This window comes from Streptomyces violascens (assembly GCF_014649955.1).
Classification (GTDB): domain Bacteria; phylum Actinomycetota; class Actinomycetes; order Streptomycetales; family Streptomycetaceae; genus Streptomyces; species Streptomyces violascens.
The window spans coordinates 1-19200 of the sequence record NZ_BMUA01000008.1 but is presented as its reverse complement, the minus strand read 5'-3'; the positions used below and the strand labels follow the sequence as shown (position 1 = coordinate 19200).

Below are 19200 nucleotides of genomic sequence, written 5' to 3'. Positions count from 1 at the left end.
GTAAAACGTACTACGTAACTACCTTTCGCAGGTGATGGAGGATCTCGGGGGAGGAGACCGCGTCGAGAGTGGGTGGAGAGCGGGCTGGAGCAAGCTCATCCGTATGGGAACAACCAGCACTTCGGGCAACGAACTACCCCTGACCGCCGCACAGTCGGGCATCTGGTACGCACAGGAATTCGCCCAGGGCAACCCCGTCTATGCCCTAGCAGACTGCCTGGAGATCCAGGGAGGCATCGATCGCGCCCTGCTCGGTGAAGCGGTCCGGCGGGCGGTCTCGGAGGCCGAGGCGGTGCACGTACGGTGTGGCGATGACGGCGACGGCCCCGTGCAGAGGATGAGGTCCGCCGACTGTGTACCCGTCCCGACGGTCGATCTGCGGGGTGCGGATGATCCGCGGGCCGCCGCCGAGGAGTGGATGCGCGCGGACCTGGGCCTGCCCCTGGATGTGACGGACGGTCCGCTGTTCACTCAGGCCATCCTTGTTCTCGGCGACGACCTGCATCTGTGGTACCAGCGTTGGCACCACCTCGTCTTCGACGGACTGAGCACCTCGCTGGTGGCGCAGCGGGCCGCCGCCGTCTACACCGCGCTCGCCGCCGGTGAGCCCGTCCCCGCGTGCCCCTTCGGGCGGCTCCAAGAGCTGGTGGACGAAGACCGTCACTACCGCGACTCCCCCGATCGAGCCGCCGATCGGGCGTTCTGGCTGGAGCGGATGTCCGGCCTCCTGGACGTGCCCGCCCTGAGCGAGCGCGTCGCCCCCGTCGCGCACGAGCTGCTGCGAGAGACCTTCGAGGTGCCCGCCGCCGAGCGCGACGCGCTGCGTGAACTGGCGCATTCCTTGGGGACCGACTGGCCTCGTGCAGTCATCGCGGTCGTCGCCGCCTATGTGCACCGCATGACTGGAGCCGACGACATCGTCTTGGGATTGCCGGTGCCGAGCCGCCGCGCGGCCACCGTGCGAGCGACCCCGGGGATGGCTTCCAACATTATCCCGCTGCGCCTGTCGGTCCGCCCTCACCGCGGGTTCGCCGATCTCGTGCGGCAGGTCGCCGAGGAGGCTGGGCAGGTCCTGCGCCACCAGCGCTACCGATACGAGGACCTCCGTCGCGACCTCGGGAGGCTGGAGGACGGCGGGCGCGTGTTCGGCCCGCAGGTCAATGTCCTTCGCTTCGACTACGACCTGTCGTTCGGCGGACACCGGGCCGAGCTCCGCAACCTCGCCCTCGGCCCGGTCGACGACCTGATGTTTGCGGTCTACGAGATCGCGGACGGGCTGCGGCTGCACATCGACGCCAACCCCGCCGTCTACCGCACCGACGAACTCCACCGTCACGGAGAGCATTTCGCAAGGTTCCTGCGCCGGGCAGTCGCCGATCCCACCCGACCGGTGGGCCGGATCAACATGCTGGACAGCACCGAACGTGCCCGCCTCCTCGGAGAGTGGAGCGGCGACTGCCACCCGGCCGAGCCGGTGCCGGACCACACGCTGGCCATGTGCTTCGAGGAGCAGGCCCGGCGCTCTCCCGAGTCCGTTGCCGTCACCTCGGACGGCACCTCGCTGACGTACGGTGAACTCGACGCACGCGTGAACAGGCTGGCGCGCCACCTGATCGCGCGTGATGCCGGCCCCGACCGGTTCGTGGCGGTGGCGCTTCCGCGTTCGGCCGAGCTGATCGTGGCCGTACTGGCTGTGATCAAGTCGGGTGCCGCATATGTTCCGGTCGATCCTGACTATCCCCTCGGTCGCATTGCCTACATCCTCAGGGACGCGGATCCCGAACTGCTCGTGACCACGAGCGAGCTCGGCGCAAGGCTCCCGGTCTCCGGGGTGCCCACGGTCCTTCTTGACGACCACCGGCTCGGCGAGGAACTGGATGCGCTGTCCGATGCCGGCCTTCAGGACGGCGAGCGCATCGCCCCGCTGTCCGCCATGCACCCGGCGTACGTCATCTATACCTCGGGTTCCACCGGCCGCCCCAAAGGCGTCGTGGTGCCGCACCGCAACGTCGTCGCCTTGTTGGCCTCCACGCGCCCGCTGTTCGGTTTCCACGCCGACGACGTGTGGACCATGTTCCACTCGTACGCCTTCGACTTCTCGGTGTGGGAACTGTGGGGCCCGCTGCTGCACGGAGGGCGCCTGGTGATGGTTCCCTACGCGACCAGCCGGTCACCGGAGGACTTTCTTGCCCTGCTGGCGGACGAAGGCGTGACCGTTCTCAGTCAAACGCCCTCCGCCTTCTACCAGTTGATGCGGGCAGACCAGGACCGCCCCGAGATCGGCGATCGGCTGTCGCTGCGCTACGTGGTGTTCGGCGGTGAGGCGCTCGATCTCGACCGGCTCGCCGAGTGGTACGCACGCCATCCCGACGACGCGCCGGTCCTGGTGAACATGTACGGCATCACCGAGACCACGGTCCACGTCAGCCATGGCGCGCTGGACGCGTCGACGGCAGCCGGGGAGCCGGGCAGCCTGATCGGCACCAGTCTGCCGGGCCTGCGGGTGTACGTCCTGGACAGCGGCCTCCAGCCGGTTCCAGTAGGTGTGACCGGTGAGATGTACGTGGCGGGGGAACAGGTGGCCCGGGGCTATCTGAACCGGCCGGGCCTGACCGCTGAGCGGTTCGTCGCCGCCCCTTATGGGGCCGCGGGCTCGCGCATGTACCGCTCAGGCGACCTGGCCCGCTGGACGGCGGAGGGGCGGCTCGAATATCTGGGGCGCGCGGACGAGCAGGTGAAGATCCGCGGCTTCCGTATCGAACTGGGCGAGATCGAGGCCGAGTTGAGGGACCTCGACGGGGTGCGTGACGCCCGGGTCGTGGTCCGCGAGGACGCCGCCGGTGATGCCGCGCTGACGGGCTATGCAGTCCCGAAACCCGGCGAGGCGGTGGATGCGGGGCGGCTACGCGCGGCGCTCGCCGAGCGGCTGCCCGCCCACATGGTGCCCACGGCCTTCGTGTCGTTGGACGCACTCCCGCTGACGGCCAACGGAAAGCTGGACCACAGGGCGCTGCCTGCCCCCTCGCCGGAGCGCACGAGCCTCCTCATGGCCCCGCGCGATGTCGAGGAGCGGGGCGTCGTCGCTGCGTTCGGTGAATTTCTCGCAGTGCCCGGGGTCGGCATCGACGACAATTTCTTCGACCTGGGCGGTGATTCGTTCAAGGCGGTCAGGATCGCCCGGCGCATCGGCCGGGGTTTGTCGGTCGTCGATGTCTTCAAGAGCCCGACGCCCCGCGCGCTCGCCGAGCGGCTGCGCGACCTCGGCGCGGTCGGCGGAGAGCGGCCCGTCCTGCACCGCCTGACGCCCGATCGCGGCGTGGCCCCCGCGCTCTGCCTGGTCTGCATCCCCTACGGCGGTGGTGCCGCCACGGCGTACCAGCCGCTCGCCGACCATCTGCCCGCGGAGCTGGAATTGTGGGCAGCCGCACTGCCCGGACACGATCCGTCCGTACCCGATGAGAAGCTGTTGACCTGGGAGGAGGCGGCCGAGCGCATCGTCGAGGAGATCGCCACGTCGGTGCGGGGGCCGTTCGCCCTGTACGGACACTGCGCCGGATCCACCCTGACGGCTCTGGTAGCACGGGAGTTGGAGCGTCGGGGAAGGATGCCGAGGGCGGTCTTCGCCGGTGCCGCCTTCCCCGACCCGGACCCGCAGGCGCTCCTGGACTCGGCCCACACTCGTTCCGACGACTCGCTGCATGCCTTCCTCGGCTCGCTCGGCGGCTTCGAAGGCGCGCTCGACGACGCCGATCTGCGCACCGTGCTCGCCGTCGTACGCCACGACATGCAGCAGGGTGCAAGCTTCCAGACCAAAGCCCGCACCCAGTGGGGCTCCCAGCTGCAGACACCGTTCCACGTCGTGATCGGTGACGCGGACACGGCCACCGTCGGCTATGAGAGCGGCCATCTGGACTGGAAGCACTTCACCTCCCAAGTGGAGCTGTCCGTCATCCCGGGCGCGGGCCACTACTTCGTCAAGCACCAGGCGCCCGAGCTGGCCCGGATCCTCTGCGACCGCCTCCTGGACCGCCCGGCTGCCCTGGTTCGCTGACCGGCCGTCCACGCCCGCACCACCGCTGAAAGGCCCCCTCTCCATGGCGCGTATCAATCCCTTCGACGACGCCGAAGGCAGCTACTACGTCCTGTTCGACGGCGAAGACCACCACTCGCTGTGGCCGTCCTTCGCCGACATACCGGCTGGCTGGACCGTCGAGCATGGCCCGGCCGGCCGTCAGGCCTGCCTGGACCACATCGGCGACGGCTGTCCCGGACCCCGTCCGGCCACGGCGGCCTAGCCCCCGGTTCGTTCCTCCTTTCCCGCACAACACTCCCGAAAGGCATCGGTCATGGCTGACGCGATGGTGCTCAAGGCCCAGAAGTGGGTCAACTCGACATACAAGGGCCGCTCCGGCTACAACGCGTGCCCCGAGAACGGACGCACCGGATGGTCCACGATGTTCTCGCTCACCCGCGCCCTCCAGATCGAACTGGGCCTCGACACGCTGTCCGACAGCTTCGGCCCGAACACGCTCGGCCTGGTCATGAAGCGCGGCGGCATCAAGACCTCCGAGAGCAACAAGAACATCATCAAGATCGTCCAGTCGGCGTTCTTCTGCAAGGGCTACCACGCCGGAGACATCGACGGCGCCTTCAGCATCCCCACCCAGCAGGCGTCCGGAAAAATGCAGGCGGACATGGGGCTGCCCGTGCAGACCAGCGCCGTTCCCCCCAAGGTCGTCAAGGGCCTGCTGACCATGGACGCGTACATCGTCGTCCCCGGCGGCACGGAGAAGGTCCGCGGCATCCAGCAGTGGCTCAACAAGAAGTACTGGGGCAACGGCACCTACTACCTCGTCCCCTGCGACGGGATCTTCTCCCGGGACGTGCAGAAAGCCCTGATGAAGGCCATCCAGTACGAGATCGGCGTAGGCGAGGCCAACGCCACCGGCAACTTCGGGCCAGCCACCCAGGCCGGCCTGAAGCAGCACCCCTTGATGCAGGGGGACTCGGGCGTCTTCGTCCAGCTGCTCTCCGCGGCGGCCGTATTCAACGGCCCTGCCTGGTACACCACCACCTCGGGCGAGGACGCCAAGCGCGAGGCGTCCTTCACGAGTTCGTACAATGCCGGACTCGCCTCCTACATCCGGGCCTTCCAGGAGTTCTCCGCGCTGCTCAAGACCGGCAACGCCGACTACCAGACGTGGGCGCAGCTGCTCGTCTCCATGGGCGACCCGGATCGCGGGGCGACGGCCTGCGACACCCGGTTCACCATCACCAAGTCCCGTGCGGCGGCCCTGAAGAAGGCCGGGTACGAGTGCGTGGGCCGCTATCTGGACGAGGAGCCGGGCGGCACGCTCGACAAGCCGATCAAGCCGGGTGAGCTCAAGGACATCTTCGCCGCCGGCCTGCGCTGCTTCCCGATCTTCCAGTACGGGGCCCGCAAGCTCGGCGACTTCTCCTACGGCTCCGGCTACCAGCACGGACTGAAGGCGCACGAGCGTGCCAAGCACTACGGGTTCAACCGCGGCACGACGATCTACTTCGCCGTCGACTACGACGCGACGGACGAGGAGATCACCAGCAATATCCTTCCCTACTTCTACGGTGTGCGTTCGGCGCTGGCCTCCCAGGGCGGGCACTACGTACCCGGTGTGTACGGCTCGCGGAACGTGTGCGGCAGGGTCACCAGCGAGGCGTATGTGCGCTGGGCGTTCGTCTCGGGGATGTCGTGGGGCTTCTCCGGAAACCTGGGCTTTCCGCTGCCGAAGGCCTGGGCCTTCAACCAGATCAAAGAGTTCCGCTTCGAGAACGGCAGCGACGTCTTCGACCTCGACCGTGTGGTGCACCGGGAGGACGCCGACTTCGGCGTCGACTCGGTCAACGACCGCGGCACCCCCACCGACGGCTTCATCTCCTACATCGAGAACCTGTACGGACTGGCCAAGGCCTACGGCAAGGGCGACCCCAACCTTCTCGTCATGGACTTCATCCGACACAAGAAGTACAACGACACCACGTGGCGGACCCTTCTCGGCGCGGCCGACCAGGGCTTCATCGACTACGTACGCTCCAAGAAGGTGGAGCTGCGCGGGCTATTCATCGACAGCTTCACCGGCACCGAGCTGGGCGCCGAGCACCTTTTCGCGACCATGTGCGGCCACTACCGGATCGCCCAGCCGGGCGGCAACCTCACCAACCGCGGTGACGTGGGCGGTTGGGGCGGCGACTTGATGACGTTCTACGGCGAGTGGCGCCGGGACAGCGACAAGCACCCCGACGGCCGCGCCTACTGCAAAGCCCGTCTGGCCAAGCCCGACGTCCTGACGTCCTTCGGCTACAGCGACCTGATCGAGGACGCTGACGGCTATCTCATCGCCAAGGCCGTCAAGGACGGCAAGAACATAGTGGACGCCTTCCGCGGCCACTATGTGAACGGCGGAAACCTGACCCGGTTCAAGCGCTACTACAGCGAGCGCTTCCACGGCTCGAACAAGGGCGTCGTCGACGTCGCCTACAACATGCTGGCCCAGCAGGACGACAGCGTGATCATCGCGGGCATCACCTACCTGATCAACTCCACGGGCGGCTTCCCGACCATCGCCCCCGGGGCGCTCGCCTACAGCAAGCTGGAGGCCTTCCTGCTGGGCTTCGCGGACCGGCTCCAGGCGCATGTCGGTGCCGAGGGAGGCCGGCGCGCCGCCTACACCATGCGCCACGGCGATCCCCGTAAGGTCGCCAAGTGATCAGCTCCGACACGCTCTTCATCGTCGCGAACGTGGCGGTACTCCCGGCGGTCTTCCTCCTCGGCGCCAAGCTGGTGCACCTCCTGGCCACCCGCCGCGTCTGGCTGTCCCCCCGGGGAGCGCGCCCCGGGGTGGAACTGACCGTGCTCTCGGTATGCGTCGCGGTCGCGGCCTACGTGCCGGGGCTGTGGATCGGGTTCGGCACCAACGGGACCGCAGGGGCATGCGTACGGGCCCTGGGCAACCCGATGCGGGACGAGGGCCCCGCTGGTGAACCAACCGTCGTGGAGCAGTTGTTCCCGCTGTCCCGGGAGTGCCGCTGGAGTGATGGCACTCATATCGACCTGGTACCGCTCTGGCTGAACGTGGTGATCTTCGCGGCCCTCGCCGGAATGGCCATCGGCCTTGTCCTGGCCGTCTGCCGTCTGGTGCGCGGGCGCCCGGAAAACCCCAACCAACACCCCGAAGAAGGCGAGCAGTTGAAGTGAGCAAGTTCAAGACCCCGAGCCGACGCGGCATACTCACCGGCGGCCTCGGTCTGGTCGGCGGCGCCCTCGCGGTCACCGGCCTGCCCAGCACCGCGTATGCGGGCGACCGGCCGCAGCCCTCCGAAGCGACCTCGACCTGGTCCAAAGACACCTCGGCCAACGGCTGGCCGGTCACCGACCACGACGGCATCGCGCCCCACAAGGTCGAGGGCTCGCCGATCACGGTCTCGCTGCGCGGTGGCGACTCGGCGACCGTGCTGCTGTATGTGGCCCGCAGGTTCTTCTACGAGCTCGACTCGGAGCTGCGGACCGAGGACATCAGCGGCCACACCACCGACCGCGCCGTTGCCGCGGCGTACGAGAGCAACCTGCTCTCCGGCACGGCCCTCACGATCCGCCCCGGGGCCTACCCGCTCGGCGCCAAGGACGGATTCTTCCCGCAGGAGATCCAGGTGATCCGCGACATCCTCGCGGACTGCGAAGGCATCGTGCGCTGGGGAGGCGACGAAAAGCTTCCCAAGGAGTCGCACTTCCAGATCGACGTGAAGCCGGGCGACAAGAAGCTGCCCCGGGTCGCCGCGAAAATCCGCTCCTGGGACACCACCCCCGGCGCCGGCGCGGGTGCGATCGACCCCTTCACCCCCCAGCGCCGCCGTGACGCCGACGCCCTCGCCCGAACCCAGGCGGCCTGACCCGCCTACCCAACCACCGTAACTGCGCGCACAACCCCCGTGCGGGCAACGCCGACGGGGTCGGCCCGCAACCCGGCCGACCCCGTCGGCATGCATGCCCACCGGACCGTGAGCGGTCGGCGATGGGCTCGCCAGGGCCTGCGAGACCGATTCCGCAGGCGAGCAGATTCCTGAACGGGCGAGATGCCCGATAGTCGCCGTACAGACCTGGCGGCTTCCCGGGGCTCTCCGCGGGGGCGCGCACCGGGCAGAGGGCCCAGAGTGGCCTGAAGGATGAGCTGGTGCGAGTTCCCGGCACGGCAGCATGCGCATGAGAGAGCGCAGTCAGCGGGTTTCCCGTGAAGAGGTCCCCGGCACTGCGAGGAGTGTCTTGTCGCAGAGTTCCGCTTCAACGACACGTACAAGGAGGAGGCGGACGGCACCGCCTATCCGCCCAACTGCACCACCGACGGACTGCCCGGCAACGCCCTGGTGGTCGATGACGTCGCGGACGGGACCCCGATCGCCCGACCGGGCTGCTCGCAGCCCAAGAAGAACAGCGGAACCTTCCGCCTGGGCTTCGCCTCCGACTCCGCGAAGATCGACTTCCAGCAACTGGGTGCGGGCTACGGCAGCCACTTCTGGTTCACCCACACCCGTAAGGACGACGCCCAGGGCCAGCGGATGAAGGTCACCGGCACCTGGAACTTCTCCCAGAAGGTCTCCGGCCCGGCCAAGGTCCTGGTCCATCTGCCCGACCACGGCGCACACACCAAGTTCGCCAAGTACGAGATCGAGACGGCCAAGGGCAAGCGCACCCGGATCATCGACCAAAAGAACCAGGGCGGTAGCGGCAAGAACCGCTGGGTCTCGCTCGGTGCCTTCCTCTTCGAGGGCAATCCGAAGGTGACGCTCTCCAGCATCACCCCGGACGGCACCGGCGACCAGGACATCGCCTACGACGCCGTCGCAGTCGCCCCGATCAAGGGCAAGTTCGCCGAGCACAACGTCGAGGCGGTCGCCCTCTTCGACGAGAACCAGAACATCGACGGCGACACCGCGAGCTCCTGGATCGTCGACTCGCCCTTCGAGACCCGTCAGAAGGTCTACGACTGGGGCAACGGGCTCGCCTCGGGCGCGGCCGGTGTCAAGGAGTGCACCGGCGCGGCCAATGACCCGACCTGCCTGGGCAAGGCGTCCAAGCAGGCCATGCAGCGCTGGAAGAACCAGATCACCGAGGCCGGTACGGACCCCGTCAAGCACCCCGACGGCAATAGCCTGGCCCGCTGGATCGGCTTCGCCAACAGCTACAAGGACCGGCCCAACAGTGCCACCAAGCCCTCGCACTTCGACACCGACGACGAGTCGTACAAGATCCGCTCCAAGGCGGCCGTCTCGTTCGTCACCGGAGATGACGGAAAGATCATCGAAGGCAGCGAGAACGTCAACTACGAGCACCGTACCGGCAATACGCATCTGCCGCGCTACCTGATGGAGACCTTCGACGCACTCCAGAAGGACTACGGCATCGCCCCGCCGGACCTCACCTACACCACCCAGGATCTCAACGAGCACAACGGACAGAAGACCACCGCCCCGTCCCAACAAGACCGGTGTCCTCCCCGGCCGCGCCTACGCGTACGCCGGAAAGGCAGCGGCCCTGACCGACGACAACAGCTGTGTCGCCGCGCTCTATACCTCCGGCGGCTCGATCGGCTACCGGCCGATGCTCGGCGCCAAGTCCGCGTCCAAGGCGATGGACGACTGGCAGAAGCGGGTCTACGACAACAAGAAGATCCCGCACGCCATGGTCAAGGTCGCGACCGAGACGTTCAAGGCGTTGTTCAACACCGGTGGCGCGCTCTCGCCGATCACCGGGTCGATCTTCACCCAGGCGCCCCCGATCTGGCAGGAGCTGAACTTCAAGGCCTGCGCTGACGGCTCCATCCAGAAGAACAACCGCCCGCTGCTGCGGTTCAGCCACATGCCGGACCAGTACCTGTACCACAATGGTCGGGCCATGGACCTGGAGGGCCGTCCCAGCAACTCGAAGGAGCCGGTCAACAAGGGCGACTTCGAGCGGTTCAGCCGCGCTCCCGACCCGAATGAGAACTTCCCCCTGTGGGCGAACCCGTTCGGCTCGTGCGGCCCTGCCACCGGTAAGAGCGGCAACCCCTGGAGCATCACTTCCCTGCCGCCGGCCGACGCCGGAACCAATCCTTCCAAGGCGCACTTCTGCCTGGACAAAAACCTCAAGAGCGATCCTGAGCACAGCAGCTGACCTGCTGTGACGGTGCCGCCCGCCCGTTTGCCCGGCGGGCGGGCGGCACCCATGGATTTCACCCTTCCCCAGGAGAAGAGCACATGCTGAGCTTTATCGCGCTGGCCGCCATCGCCGGCCTTGTCACAGCTGTAGGGGCCGAGGGCCCCCGCAGACGCCTGGGCGGCACCATCGCCATCGTGGCGCTGTCCTGCCTCGCCCTCATGATGGTGCTCGGTCCGCTCATCGGCTTCTTCGCCATCAGCGCGTTCGGAGTCGCCCTGGCGGCCCTGCCGCCCTTCGCTCCCACAGCACGGACCGCGCGCCGCGTGTGGCTCGCCGCGGTCTTCCTGGCGGAAGCCGCCCTCATCACCGGCTTCAGCGCCACCCAGCTCGACATGATCGCCCTGTACCTGCTCCTCTTCGGCCCCGGCGCCCTCGTCGCGGCCGCTCGCCTCATGATGGAGGTGCGCGATCCCGATAAGGCCTAGTACACCGGTTCCGTCGACCCGATCGCCCAGATCGAGAGGCCGCGCGTGCCCACGACGTATGGCTGCACGTCGATGCGGCATACGGCGGGCCCTTCCGGCTCACTGTGTACGGCCGTGCACTCTTCACGAGCATCGAGCTGGCCGACTCGATCACGCTGGACCCGTACAAGGCCTTGTTCCCTCCCTTCGGAACCGGCGCACTGATCGTCCGGGACGGTGCCGGCTGCGCGACGCCCACCCAAGTGGCGGCCGGCTATCCGCCATGCCCGCACACACCCAGGCCCACGTCCAGTACGCCCCGCCCGCCCTGACCGAGGCCGAATGGGCCCACGCCCGCTGGGAGGACGACGGCGGCCCCATCTACGAGGCGCCCCCCGGCCCGCAGGTCGGACACTGGCTGCGGATCGCGGCCGCCCTGACCGACCGGCTGCCCGAACTAGCCGACCGCGAGGACGTCCTCGTCACCTGCGAACAGACCACCCGCTCCGGCGCCCCCGCCGCCTTCTACCCAGCCCTGGCCCGGCTGGAAATCCACACCGCGCTCTTCGCCACCCGGCAACCGCACACCATCGACCCCTCCCAGCCCGGCAACGAGGACAACTACCCGGTGGCCTGGGGCGCCTTCACCCACGAGGCCGCGCACGCCGCCCACAGCCGCTGGACCACCCCACCCGAGCAGCGCGCGGTACAGCCCTGGACGCGGCGGCCCAGTTGCTGGAGGAATCCCGCGCCGAACACGCCCACCTCAACCGCCGCCCGGGCGACCGCCGCTTCCTGCGCAGCGCCGCCCACACCCTGATCCTGGCCGACTGCACTCAGAGCGTCAGTGACCGGTGGCGGCCACGGCGGCTGCTCTGATCCTCACCCGCCGGGACGCCGGAATCCTCGACCCCGACGAAACCGAACCCGTCCACGACAGCGTCACCCAGATCCTCGGCCCCGACCTCCTGGCCACCCTCACCGCCATCTGGACCGCCGCCCACATCACCGGCGACACCGACGGACAGGCCATGCTCAACCACGCCGAGGCCTGGTGCCAGGCACTCAACGCCAACCCCGTAGCCCCCGAGCCCACCCCGGACCCCCAACCAGGGCCGCACGCAGGCGAGTTGGCCGCGGCCGCAGGTGCGGTCCTGGGCCGGGTGCGAGCGAACGAGGGGGCGCAGGCCGCAGCCCAGGCCCGGGTAGATGCCGCCCGCGAGGCGCGGGCCGGGGCCAGGGCCAGCCGCGCAGCGCGGCAACGTCAGGCCACACGGCTGGCCGAGAAGGTCTTCGCACCGGGCGCCCGCCCGCACACCCCGGGCAAAACGGCCCCGGGGCGCCGCCGTTCCCCGGTGTCCGGAACCCGGCCGCCCACCCCGGCAGAGAAGGCTGCGGCCGGGCAACTGGCGAGGGCGCTACGGTCCGCTGCCTACCGCGAACGCACCCCCATCATGACTGCGTCGGCGGCTCCGCCCGGGCGCCTGAACATGCGTCAGGCCCTCGTCCGGCAGGCACAGCTCGCCGCAGGCGCAACCCCGACCGCCACCCCATGGACTCGCACCACCTACCGGCCCCACCCCACTCCGCCGCTGCGCGTGGGCATCGCGGTGGATGTCTCCGGCTCCATGGACATCGCCGCAGCCCCCATTGCCTCGGCCGCCTGGATCATGGCCAAAGCCACCGCGCTCACCGACCCCGACTCGCGCAGCGCCACCGTGACCTACGACCGGTCGGTTACCGCCATAACCACACCCGGCCGGACACCCGCGCGCGTAACCCAGTTCGCCGCCAGCGGCGGGGGCCACAGCCTTGCCGAATCGATCGACGCCCTGACTGGCGCGCTAGACCTTAACCGGCCAGGGGCGGGCCGCCTGCTGGTGATCGCCTCGGACGGCTACCGCCCCGATGAAGCCGCCCAGGCAAGCCAGCGCATCACCGCCCTGCGCGCGGACGGGTGCGCGGTGCTGTGGCTCGCCTTCGCCCCCGACCCCCGCCCCCTGCCCGGTGTCACCCTGATCGAACTCGCCGACCCCGCCCACGCGGCCACCGCGATCGGCCAGGCCGCCATCGCAGCCCTGGCCACCACCCACCATCTGTGATCCCACGCCGCCCCGGCTCTCAGCTGGGGCGGTACCCCCGCACACCCCTTGGAGTGAAGGAGACCGAATCCCATGGCATCGCTAGCTGAGCGCGCTCACGCCGCCGCCGTGTACATCCGCCACCACACCGCCATCAGCCAGCACGGCCCCTACCGGGGCGAAGAACACGCCCGCACTGCCATCCGACTCGCTGCCCTCGGCCTCGGCCTGGATCAGATCACCACCCCTGACTGGCTGCGACGGCGCACCACCCCCGGCGAGCCCGTCCTGGCCACGGCCACCTGCCCCGACACCGCCGAAAAGTTCGTCTTCCTCGCCCGCCACCCCGTCTACGACGACGAGCCGTTCGAACTCCTCGGCCCCTGCCCCGAATGCACCGGCACCGTACCCGTCGCAGAGATCCGCCACCTCGCCGACCTCGGCACCCACCTCGCCACCGGCCCCACCCTGCACGGCAACAGCCCCATCCCCGACACCTTCGCCCACGACCCCGGCCACACCAACGCCTGCCGCTTCGGCGAAACCGCCTGACCCACAACAACCTTGGGTCGCCCGCCTTCGGGCGGACGGCCCAAGCGCCCATCCCCAACGTCGCACTCGAATCAGGAGCGATAACCATGGACGAGCACTACAGCCACGCAGTCCAGCTGCTGTTGGCCGGGCTCTATACCCGTCTCGTTGCAGCCGCACTCGAGCCGCCCGCAGCAGGGCTGCACGAGCAACTCGCTCGGCTCCTTGTCGAACTCAGTGAGACCGATGAGCTTGTGCCACACCGCCTTCGCTGAGCCATGTCACCGATGTAGCTGCCGCCTGCCTGCTCAACCTGGCCACCCCCTGACGTGCTCAGCCTGCCCTTCGACGACGACCTTCCACGCCGCCTGGACGAACTTGGCCGCCGCCTGCCTCGGCCCGAACTGCTCGCTCTGGTGAAGACCGCCGCTGACCCACCACGCCGCACCCGTAACCGGAAGCCGTTGACCATGCGGGGCTCGGCGAAGGGACCCGCACCGCGGACAGGGTGAACACGAAGTACGTCGGCGACATCACATATCTCCCGCTGACCGGTGGGAAGTTCCGCTATCGCGCGACCGTGATCGACCTGTGCTCACGGCGCCTGGCCGGGTGGACGATCGCCGACCACATGCGCGCCGACCTCGTCGTCGACGCCCTCAAAGCGGCCGAGCGGACCCGCGGCAGCCTCGCCGGCGCGGTGATGCACACCGATCACGGAGCCCAGTACTGCAGCCGGGCCTTTGCCGAAGCTTGCAGGTCAGCAGGCGTGACCCAGAGCATGAGCGCGGTGGGCACCAGCGCGGACAACGCCCTCGCCGAGTCGTTCAACGCGACCTGCAAACGAGAGACCCTCCAGGGCCGCCGAGCCTGGAACAACGAGCGCGAGGCTCGCCTGGACCTCTTCCGCTGGCTGCACCGCCACAACACCGTCCTGCGCCACTCCCGCCTCGGACACCTCAGCCCCATCGTCTACGAACAAGAACTCCGAACAACATCAACTACGCTGGCCGAAGCCGCATAACCTGTGTTCAGGATCAGGGGTCAAGGCCCGTTCGGGGCCCGGAGCATGTCCTCAGGGTTGTCGAACTTGGTGGCATACGGGCCGATGCGGTGGACGCCACCGTAGCCGTATTCCCTTACATGCCCTGCCTGAGTGGGGGAGACGGGGCACCTGTCGCACTCGCAGCCCCACGTGCGCCCTAAAGGATGTTTTGGTGTGTACTCGGACTCGACCTCGATGCGGTCGCTGCGCCACCGCCAGGCGTCCCTTCCTTGCTCGGCGCCAGCGTGCTATTGACACCTGCAACGCAAGATCATGTTAGGCGGCGTCTCCACGGCACGGAGAGGAGGCGTTCACCTAATTTTCGTGTTTGTCGGCCCGATCAGGCAGTTTCTACAAGGGGCCGTTAGCACCAGATATGCGCCCTTCACGCACAGGCCACAGCCAGAGCCAAGGCCTGGGTGTGCACTGAGGGGCCAGCCACGGCGCCTCTTTTAGGTATCCATCTCGCCGACCCATTCCGGGATCAGCAGGCCTTGCGGCATATATTCCGACTCGACCTCAATGTCCATGCCGGCGTCGTGAGCGATGCAGGCGAGCGCGAGTGGAGCCAGAGCGACGAGACCGTCGACACTCGCTGGATCGTTCTCCGACCAGTACGCCTTGTGCCAGTTGAGGGCCCTCTCCAGGGCAGAGTTGAACCCGTCGGCATCCCGCTCCATAAGGTACCGGAACATCTCAACCAGCGGAGAGAAGAGCTCCAGAGCTTTTGTGCGTTCAGGCTCGGGAAGCCCTTCGGGCGCACTTTTCCTAGCGGCGGCAAGCAGAGAATCCCACATTTTCTCGCTATCCCTATGGACGCCGCTTTGCAATGCCTCCACCCACAAGAAGAGGTATTCCTCGACGTCGGCTCCCTCTGCGCGCAGGAACGACATGGGGATCGAAGCCAACTGCCGCATCCGGTCGCTCTCCCGGCAGATGGCCGTCAGGTAGAAGGCGTCCAGCCAGTTTTCTGCGGTGAGGTAGTCGCGCGGACCGAGAGCGGGCAGCGTCTTCTCCTCCCTACCGACACGGAAATGTACCGACTCCCCCTGGGGAGCTACACCGGCAGAGAACAGCGCCGAACCGAGCTGCATCGCCTTGACCCAGGCCTCCCAAGTCCAAAAATCGGAGACCTTGGGGTCGAGGCCGCAGCGAGCCTTCGCAACCGCCAGATTAAAAGTCAGCACATCGAAACGCTCAAAATCCGAGGTCTCAATCCGGTCAAGCGTGTTCTGTGCGAGGCTTGAAAGCCTCTCCATGAACTCGCGAGGGGAATCCTCCGAGGTCAGAGAGTGGCGGCTGATTGTCACCATTGCATCTCCTGCGTTTCGACCGAGCACTACGTGACGAATCGCCATTTCGTGGCGCCCGCATAGTTGTCACCATTGGGCATATTTGCTTTTACCTGGATGTATTCAAGTCGGCCTTCCTCCAGTGCCGTCCTGAGTTTCCCAGCGAGAACATCCTCCCCACGAAGCACCATTTTACCAAATATGGTGCGCAGGTACTTTCGAGTCCCCTGCTCGACCATGAGACCTTCGGCGCCGCCATTATCTCCGGCTTTAGGGTTGCTGAGGTCGGGCGGGTCTGCCTTCCCCTCGCGCCATCCGAGGTCAGCCCCGGGGCCTTTCTCTTCAACTACGACGTAGTGGACTTCATTTCCACGCATGTACTCGTACAAGCTGTCGAGTCTATTGGCTCCATTCCCCGTCTCCATAAGCTTGACCGGAATGGCATCAGGGTACACCGTCGGCATTATGTGAAGGCGGGCCGCCAGCTCACCCATCTCTTCGGCCACTTTACTATTTGGCGGGCGGGGGTTGTCACTGACCTGCTCCCTGAAAGCGGCGAGCGCATCCTCCAAGGCAGCAAGATTGGCCGGAGACTTGCTGTCTCGCACCGCCCTTTGAGCCATCTCTACAACGTGCGCCGCATTGCGATCCGCAGTGATCTTATGAAGATCCGGCAGGGCATGCTTCGGTGCGGTGTCTATGCCATAGATTTCCCTGTCCACCTTTATGGCGCCTGGGGCAACGGGCATATCGCTCTTGCTGATAAAACTGCCATCCGGCAGAGTCTTCAGAACGGGAAGCGGAGCTCCGTCGACCAGGAAGTCTTTATCCTTTCGATAGAATACCCCTTCGGTGTACTCGTAATAGTGCGCGTGTAGCCAGCTCGAATCTTCGTTGGCCTTCCGGACCAACTCATCCTGGATCGCCTTGACTTCCGGCCCGGTTAGCTCACGCGGCGCTCCATCCGATGACGTGTCACCGCTGTGTGGCCGCTCGTTCCCATGCGCCCCGTCCGGGTGATGAATTCCATCCGGTACACCACTGCCCGCGTCGTTAGTGCCATGCCCACTGTCATGCGAGACCGGGCCGTTCGTATGGCCAGCATCGCCCCCGTGGGACACGACTGGCCCTCGTGATGCTGACGAGGTATCGGAGCCCAGGGAAGAGCCTTGGCCATGGGCACGGACAGCGCCGCTGGAAGCATGGCTGCCCGTGCCGTTCGGCGCAGACCGTGAGTGACCGCCGACAAGGTCCGCCGCGCTGTCCCCGGGGCGGCCACCAGCCATCGCTGGCTCGTGGCGAGGAAGCGCGTTCTCCAGCGCAGCCCGGTCGGCAACCGAGAGCTCGATGCGAGCTGCGGACTTCGTGCCGTCCGCCAGGGTGACCGTGCCTTCCTTGAGGTCGAGGCGACTACCGTTCGGCCACTCGATCACGTCGCCCTTGACTACGGGCACCCCGTCGCTGAATTTGACGTAAGTGCCGTCGGGCTGGAGGTGTCCGGCGCCGGACAGGATGTCGTTGTAGGCGCCCGAGTTGAGGGTCTTGAGAGTGGCAAACAGGTCACCGACCTTGACGACGCCGAACTTGCCCGCTTCAAAGACGTACGTCATCGGGTCGACGACGCGTCCCACCTTGCCCAGGACCGAAACCGTCTTGGCGACTGCGCCGCCTTTGGCCGCCGCGCCGGCACCGCCGGTGAACACGGTCGTCAGCACGTTGAACGTGACCCCGCCCGCGGCGCGGGACGGGTTCTTGCCCCACTCGTCGTAGGCGATCAGCGCCTTGCCGGTCTCCTTGAGCGCGGTGCGGGAGTCGCGGAACCAGGCGGGCATCATGCTGTCCGGGGCGGCTGTGAAGACGGCACCGGCGCCCGGGGTGATCGCGATGGCCAAGCCCGTGACGACCTTGGCCAGCCCCTTCCAAGCCTCGCCCGCCGCGTCCGACCCATTGCAGCCGAGCAGGATGTCGATGCCTTTGACGGTGCCCCAGATCCCGTCGACGATGAAGCCGTCCCACACAAAGCTCTTGCCCTGGTGGTACAGCCAGCTCAAACCCGTGTACTCGGGCTCCGCATAGTTGCCCCAGGGGGCGTTGTCCAGGTGGTTGAGGTCGTCGGCGCCGGCCCCGTAGGCGCTGGTGCCCTTGGGCAGCATCTGCCCGCCGCTGAGCTTGCCCAGGACCAGGGTGCTGCCGCCCACCAGCGCGGTGATCTTGTTGTGGCAGGCGATCTCCGCTTCGTAGAACGCCTGCAACGTGGCCTGGACCTCGTCCTTCAGGCCGTCATTGCGGTCCCGCTTCTTCTCATCCCGCCGCCAGTGGTCGTCGCCCTCGATGCTCGCGGTGAACGCGAACGCCTGGCGCTGGAGGTCTTCGAGCTTCTTCGCCAGCGGCCGCACCTCCTGGCTGTACGCGCTCAAAGCACCGGACACCTTCTCCAACTGCCCCGCGAACGATGCCGTCTTCGCAGCTACCGGCGCGGTCGTGGCGAACAACTGGTCCGCCTCCGGCGCCTTGTAGAACGCCGCCACACCCTGGAAGTTGGAGTGGATCCCCGCCCCGGAATCGCGAAACGCCCCGGCCTCCGTACTCAGGAGCGCCGTGTCGCGGTCGAGACTGTCCAAGTCACCGGTGAACTGCGGGATACCCGAGGGCACAATCGCTTCGGGCTCACTCACCTTCGGGCCGCCTGCCCGAGAACCCCGGCGGAGCCGGTATCGGCTCCTGCGCGGCCGCGTGCTGCGCCTGCGCGGCCATCGCCAGATCACCCTTGGCGTACTCGGTGGTCGCCTCGGCCGCCCCGGTCAAGGACTTGCCCGTGCGCTCCACGACGTACCGAAGATCTTTCTGCCAGTGCTGCATGAACTCACCCAGCGCCGCAGCCACCGGACCCGTCGCCAGCGCCGGCCCCGTATACCCCGACGCCACCGTGCCCGCCGCCGTCGCCGTCCGCGGCAACGTGTCACTCAGATTCGTCCCCGCCGTCGACAAATCCTCCGCCGACACCGCCGTCTTCTTGAGCGCACCCTGCACACCCGACGGACTGACATCCCACCCGGTCACCGCAAACTCCCCGCTCCCTGTTGTCCCAACCCCCGCGCCCCGAAAGGCCCGTCCTATCTGTACAGACGTCGCTTGTGTCGTCTCAGCCGATGGCGTCGACGGCGGCTTTGGCCTTGGAGAGGGTGGACTGGGCGGTGCCGTCGTTGAGTTCCAGGGTGCCGCGGACGAGGCGGATGATCTCGCGGACCTCGTGGGCGGCCTTGTTCCAGCGCAGTTCCTTGCCGTGGTACTCGTCCGAGACGCCGTCGGCGGTGAACTCGGCCATGGCGGCCTTCACGGCGCGGTCGCGGTCGGTCAGCACGCGCTCCAGGTGCCCGACGATCCCGGCGAGACCGCCCTGGACCTCGGTGGAGGCGCCGGTGTCGTAGCTGAGCCGGTCCAGATTCTGACCCATGACTGTGTCTCCCCCGTGGTTAGTGGCGTCCGCCGAAGCGGGCCGCGTCGAAATTGGCCGCCGACATGTTCTGGTGGGCGTTGGACTCCTGCTCGTGATCACCCGTACCGAACGCCGTGTCCATCCCGGACTGGCCGCCCAGGATGTCCTGGAGCGACCCGTTGA

The 19200-nt window shown here is 67.5% G+C and carries 15 protein-coding genes and 2 pseudogenes; 13 read left to right on the top strand and 4 right to left on the bottom strand.

Features of this window, described 5'->3' with window-relative positions; translation table 11 throughout:
* Window positions 1-103 precede the first annotated feature (103 nt).
* The 13 genes and pseudogenes from IE206_RS17895 to IE206_RS17835 form a co-directional block, all read left to right on the top strand.
* The gene (locus IE206_RS17895) at window positions 104-4051 is read left to right on the top strand and encodes a non-ribosomal peptide synthetase (RefSeq protein ID WP_189963164.1); all 3948 of its coding nucleotides are present in this window, start codon (window positions 104-106) and stop codon (window positions 4049-4051) included.
* Between the two features lie 43 nt (window positions 4052-4094).
* Window positions 4095-4295, top strand: a complete 201-nt coding sequence (locus IE206_RS17890; RefSeq protein ID WP_189963163.1) for an MbtH family protein — start codon at window positions 4095-4097, stop codon at window positions 4293-4295.
* Between the two features lie 51 nt (window positions 4296-4346).
* On the top strand, window positions 4347-6743 hold the full coding sequence (locus IE206_RS17885; protein ID WP_226599699.1) for a glycoside hydrolase domain-containing protein: 2397 nt from the start codon (window positions 4347-4349) through the stop codon (window positions 6741-6743).
* Window positions 6740-7231 carry a hypothetical protein gene (locus IE206_RS17880; protein ID WP_189963162.1) on the top strand — a complete coding sequence of 164 codons (492 nt, stop codon included), beginning with the start codon at window positions 6740-6742 and terminating at the stop codon, window positions 7229-7231. The genes IE206_RS17885 and IE206_RS17880 overlap by 4 nt, the downstream gene beginning before the upstream one ends.
* Window positions 7228-7923 (top strand): hypothetical protein, encoded by a 696-nt coding sequence (locus IE206_RS17875; RefSeq protein WP_189963161.1) that lies wholly within the window; start codon window positions 7228-7230, stop codon window positions 7921-7923. Before IE206_RS17880 ends, IE206_RS17875 begins: the two co-directional genes overlap by 4 nt.
* 471 nt (window positions 7924-8394) lie before the next feature.
* Complete coding sequence (locus tag IE206_RS17870; protein WP_189963160.1) at window positions 8395-9840, top strand: golvesin C-terminal-like domain-containing protein; 1446 nt, start codon at window positions 8395-8397, stop codon at window positions 9838-9840.
* Window positions 9743-10183, top strand: a complete 441-nt coding sequence (locus IE206_RS17865) for a hypothetical protein (RefSeq protein ID WP_189963159.1) — start codon at window positions 9743-9745, stop codon at window positions 10181-10183. The genes IE206_RS17870 and IE206_RS17865 overlap by 98 nt, the downstream gene beginning before the upstream one ends.
* Before the next feature lie 83 nt (window positions 10184-10266).
* Window positions 10267-10653, top strand: a complete 387-nt coding sequence (locus tag IE206_RS17860) for a hypothetical protein (protein WP_189963158.1) — start codon at window positions 10267-10269, stop codon at window positions 10651-10653.
* Between the two features lie 62 nt (window positions 10654-10715).
* Window positions 10716-10964 carry a pyridoxal-dependent decarboxylase gene (locus IE206_RS17855; protein WP_226600003.1) on the top strand — a complete coding sequence of 83 codons (249 nt, stop codon included), beginning with the start codon at window positions 10716-10718 and terminating at the stop codon, window positions 10962-10964.
* A pseudogene (locus tag IE206_RS17850) lies at window positions 10916-12734 on the top strand (VWA domain-containing protein). Before IE206_RS17855 ends, IE206_RS17850 begins: the two are co-directional and overlap by 49 nt.
* Before the next feature lie 72 nt (window positions 12735-12806).
* Entirely contained in the window at window positions 12807-13265 is a 459-nt protein-coding gene (locus tag IE206_RS17845) for a hypothetical protein (protein ID WP_189963157.1), read from the top strand.
* An 86-nt stretch (window positions 13266-13351) separates the two neighbouring features.
* Window positions 13352-13519 (top strand): hypothetical protein, encoded by a 168-nt coding sequence (locus IE206_RS17840; RefSeq protein WP_189963156.1) that lies wholly within the window; start codon window positions 13352-13354, stop codon window positions 13517-13519.
* A 221-nt stretch (window positions 13520-13740) separates the two neighbouring features.
* Window positions 13741-14268 (top strand): annotated as a pseudogene (locus tag IE206_RS17835) (IS3 family transposase); the annotation flags it as partial.
* A gap of 473 nt (window positions 14269-14741) precedes the next feature.
* Here the strand turns inward: IE206_RS17835 and IE206_RS17830 are convergent.
* From IE206_RS17830 to IE206_RS17815, 4 genes are all read right to left on the bottom strand, one after another.
* Window positions 14742-15602: an immunity 49 family protein gene (locus IE206_RS17830; RefSeq protein ID WP_189963154.1), complete on the bottom strand. Its 861-nt coding sequence runs from the start codon at window positions 15600-15602 to the stop codon at window positions 14742-14744.
* 26 nt (window positions 15603-15628) lie between these two features.
* On the bottom strand, window positions 15629-18256 hold the full coding sequence (locus tag IE206_RS17825; protein ID WP_189963153.1) for a hypothetical protein: 2628 nt from the start codon (window positions 18254-18256) through the stop codon (window positions 15629-15631).
* Window positions 18249-18641, bottom strand: a complete 393-nt coding sequence (locus IE206_RS17820; protein WP_189963152.1) for a DUF6507 family protein — start codon at window positions 18639-18641, stop codon at window positions 18249-18251. Before IE206_RS17820 ends, IE206_RS17825 begins: the two co-directional genes overlap by 8 nt.
* A gap of 82 nt (window positions 18642-18723) precedes the next feature.
* Window positions 18724-19035 carry a pore-forming ESAT-6 family protein gene (locus IE206_RS17815; protein WP_189963151.1) on the bottom strand — a complete coding sequence of 104 codons (312 nt, stop codon included), beginning with the start codon at window positions 19033-19035 and terminating at the stop codon, window positions 18724-18726.
* Window positions 19036-19200 lie beyond the last annotated feature (165 nt).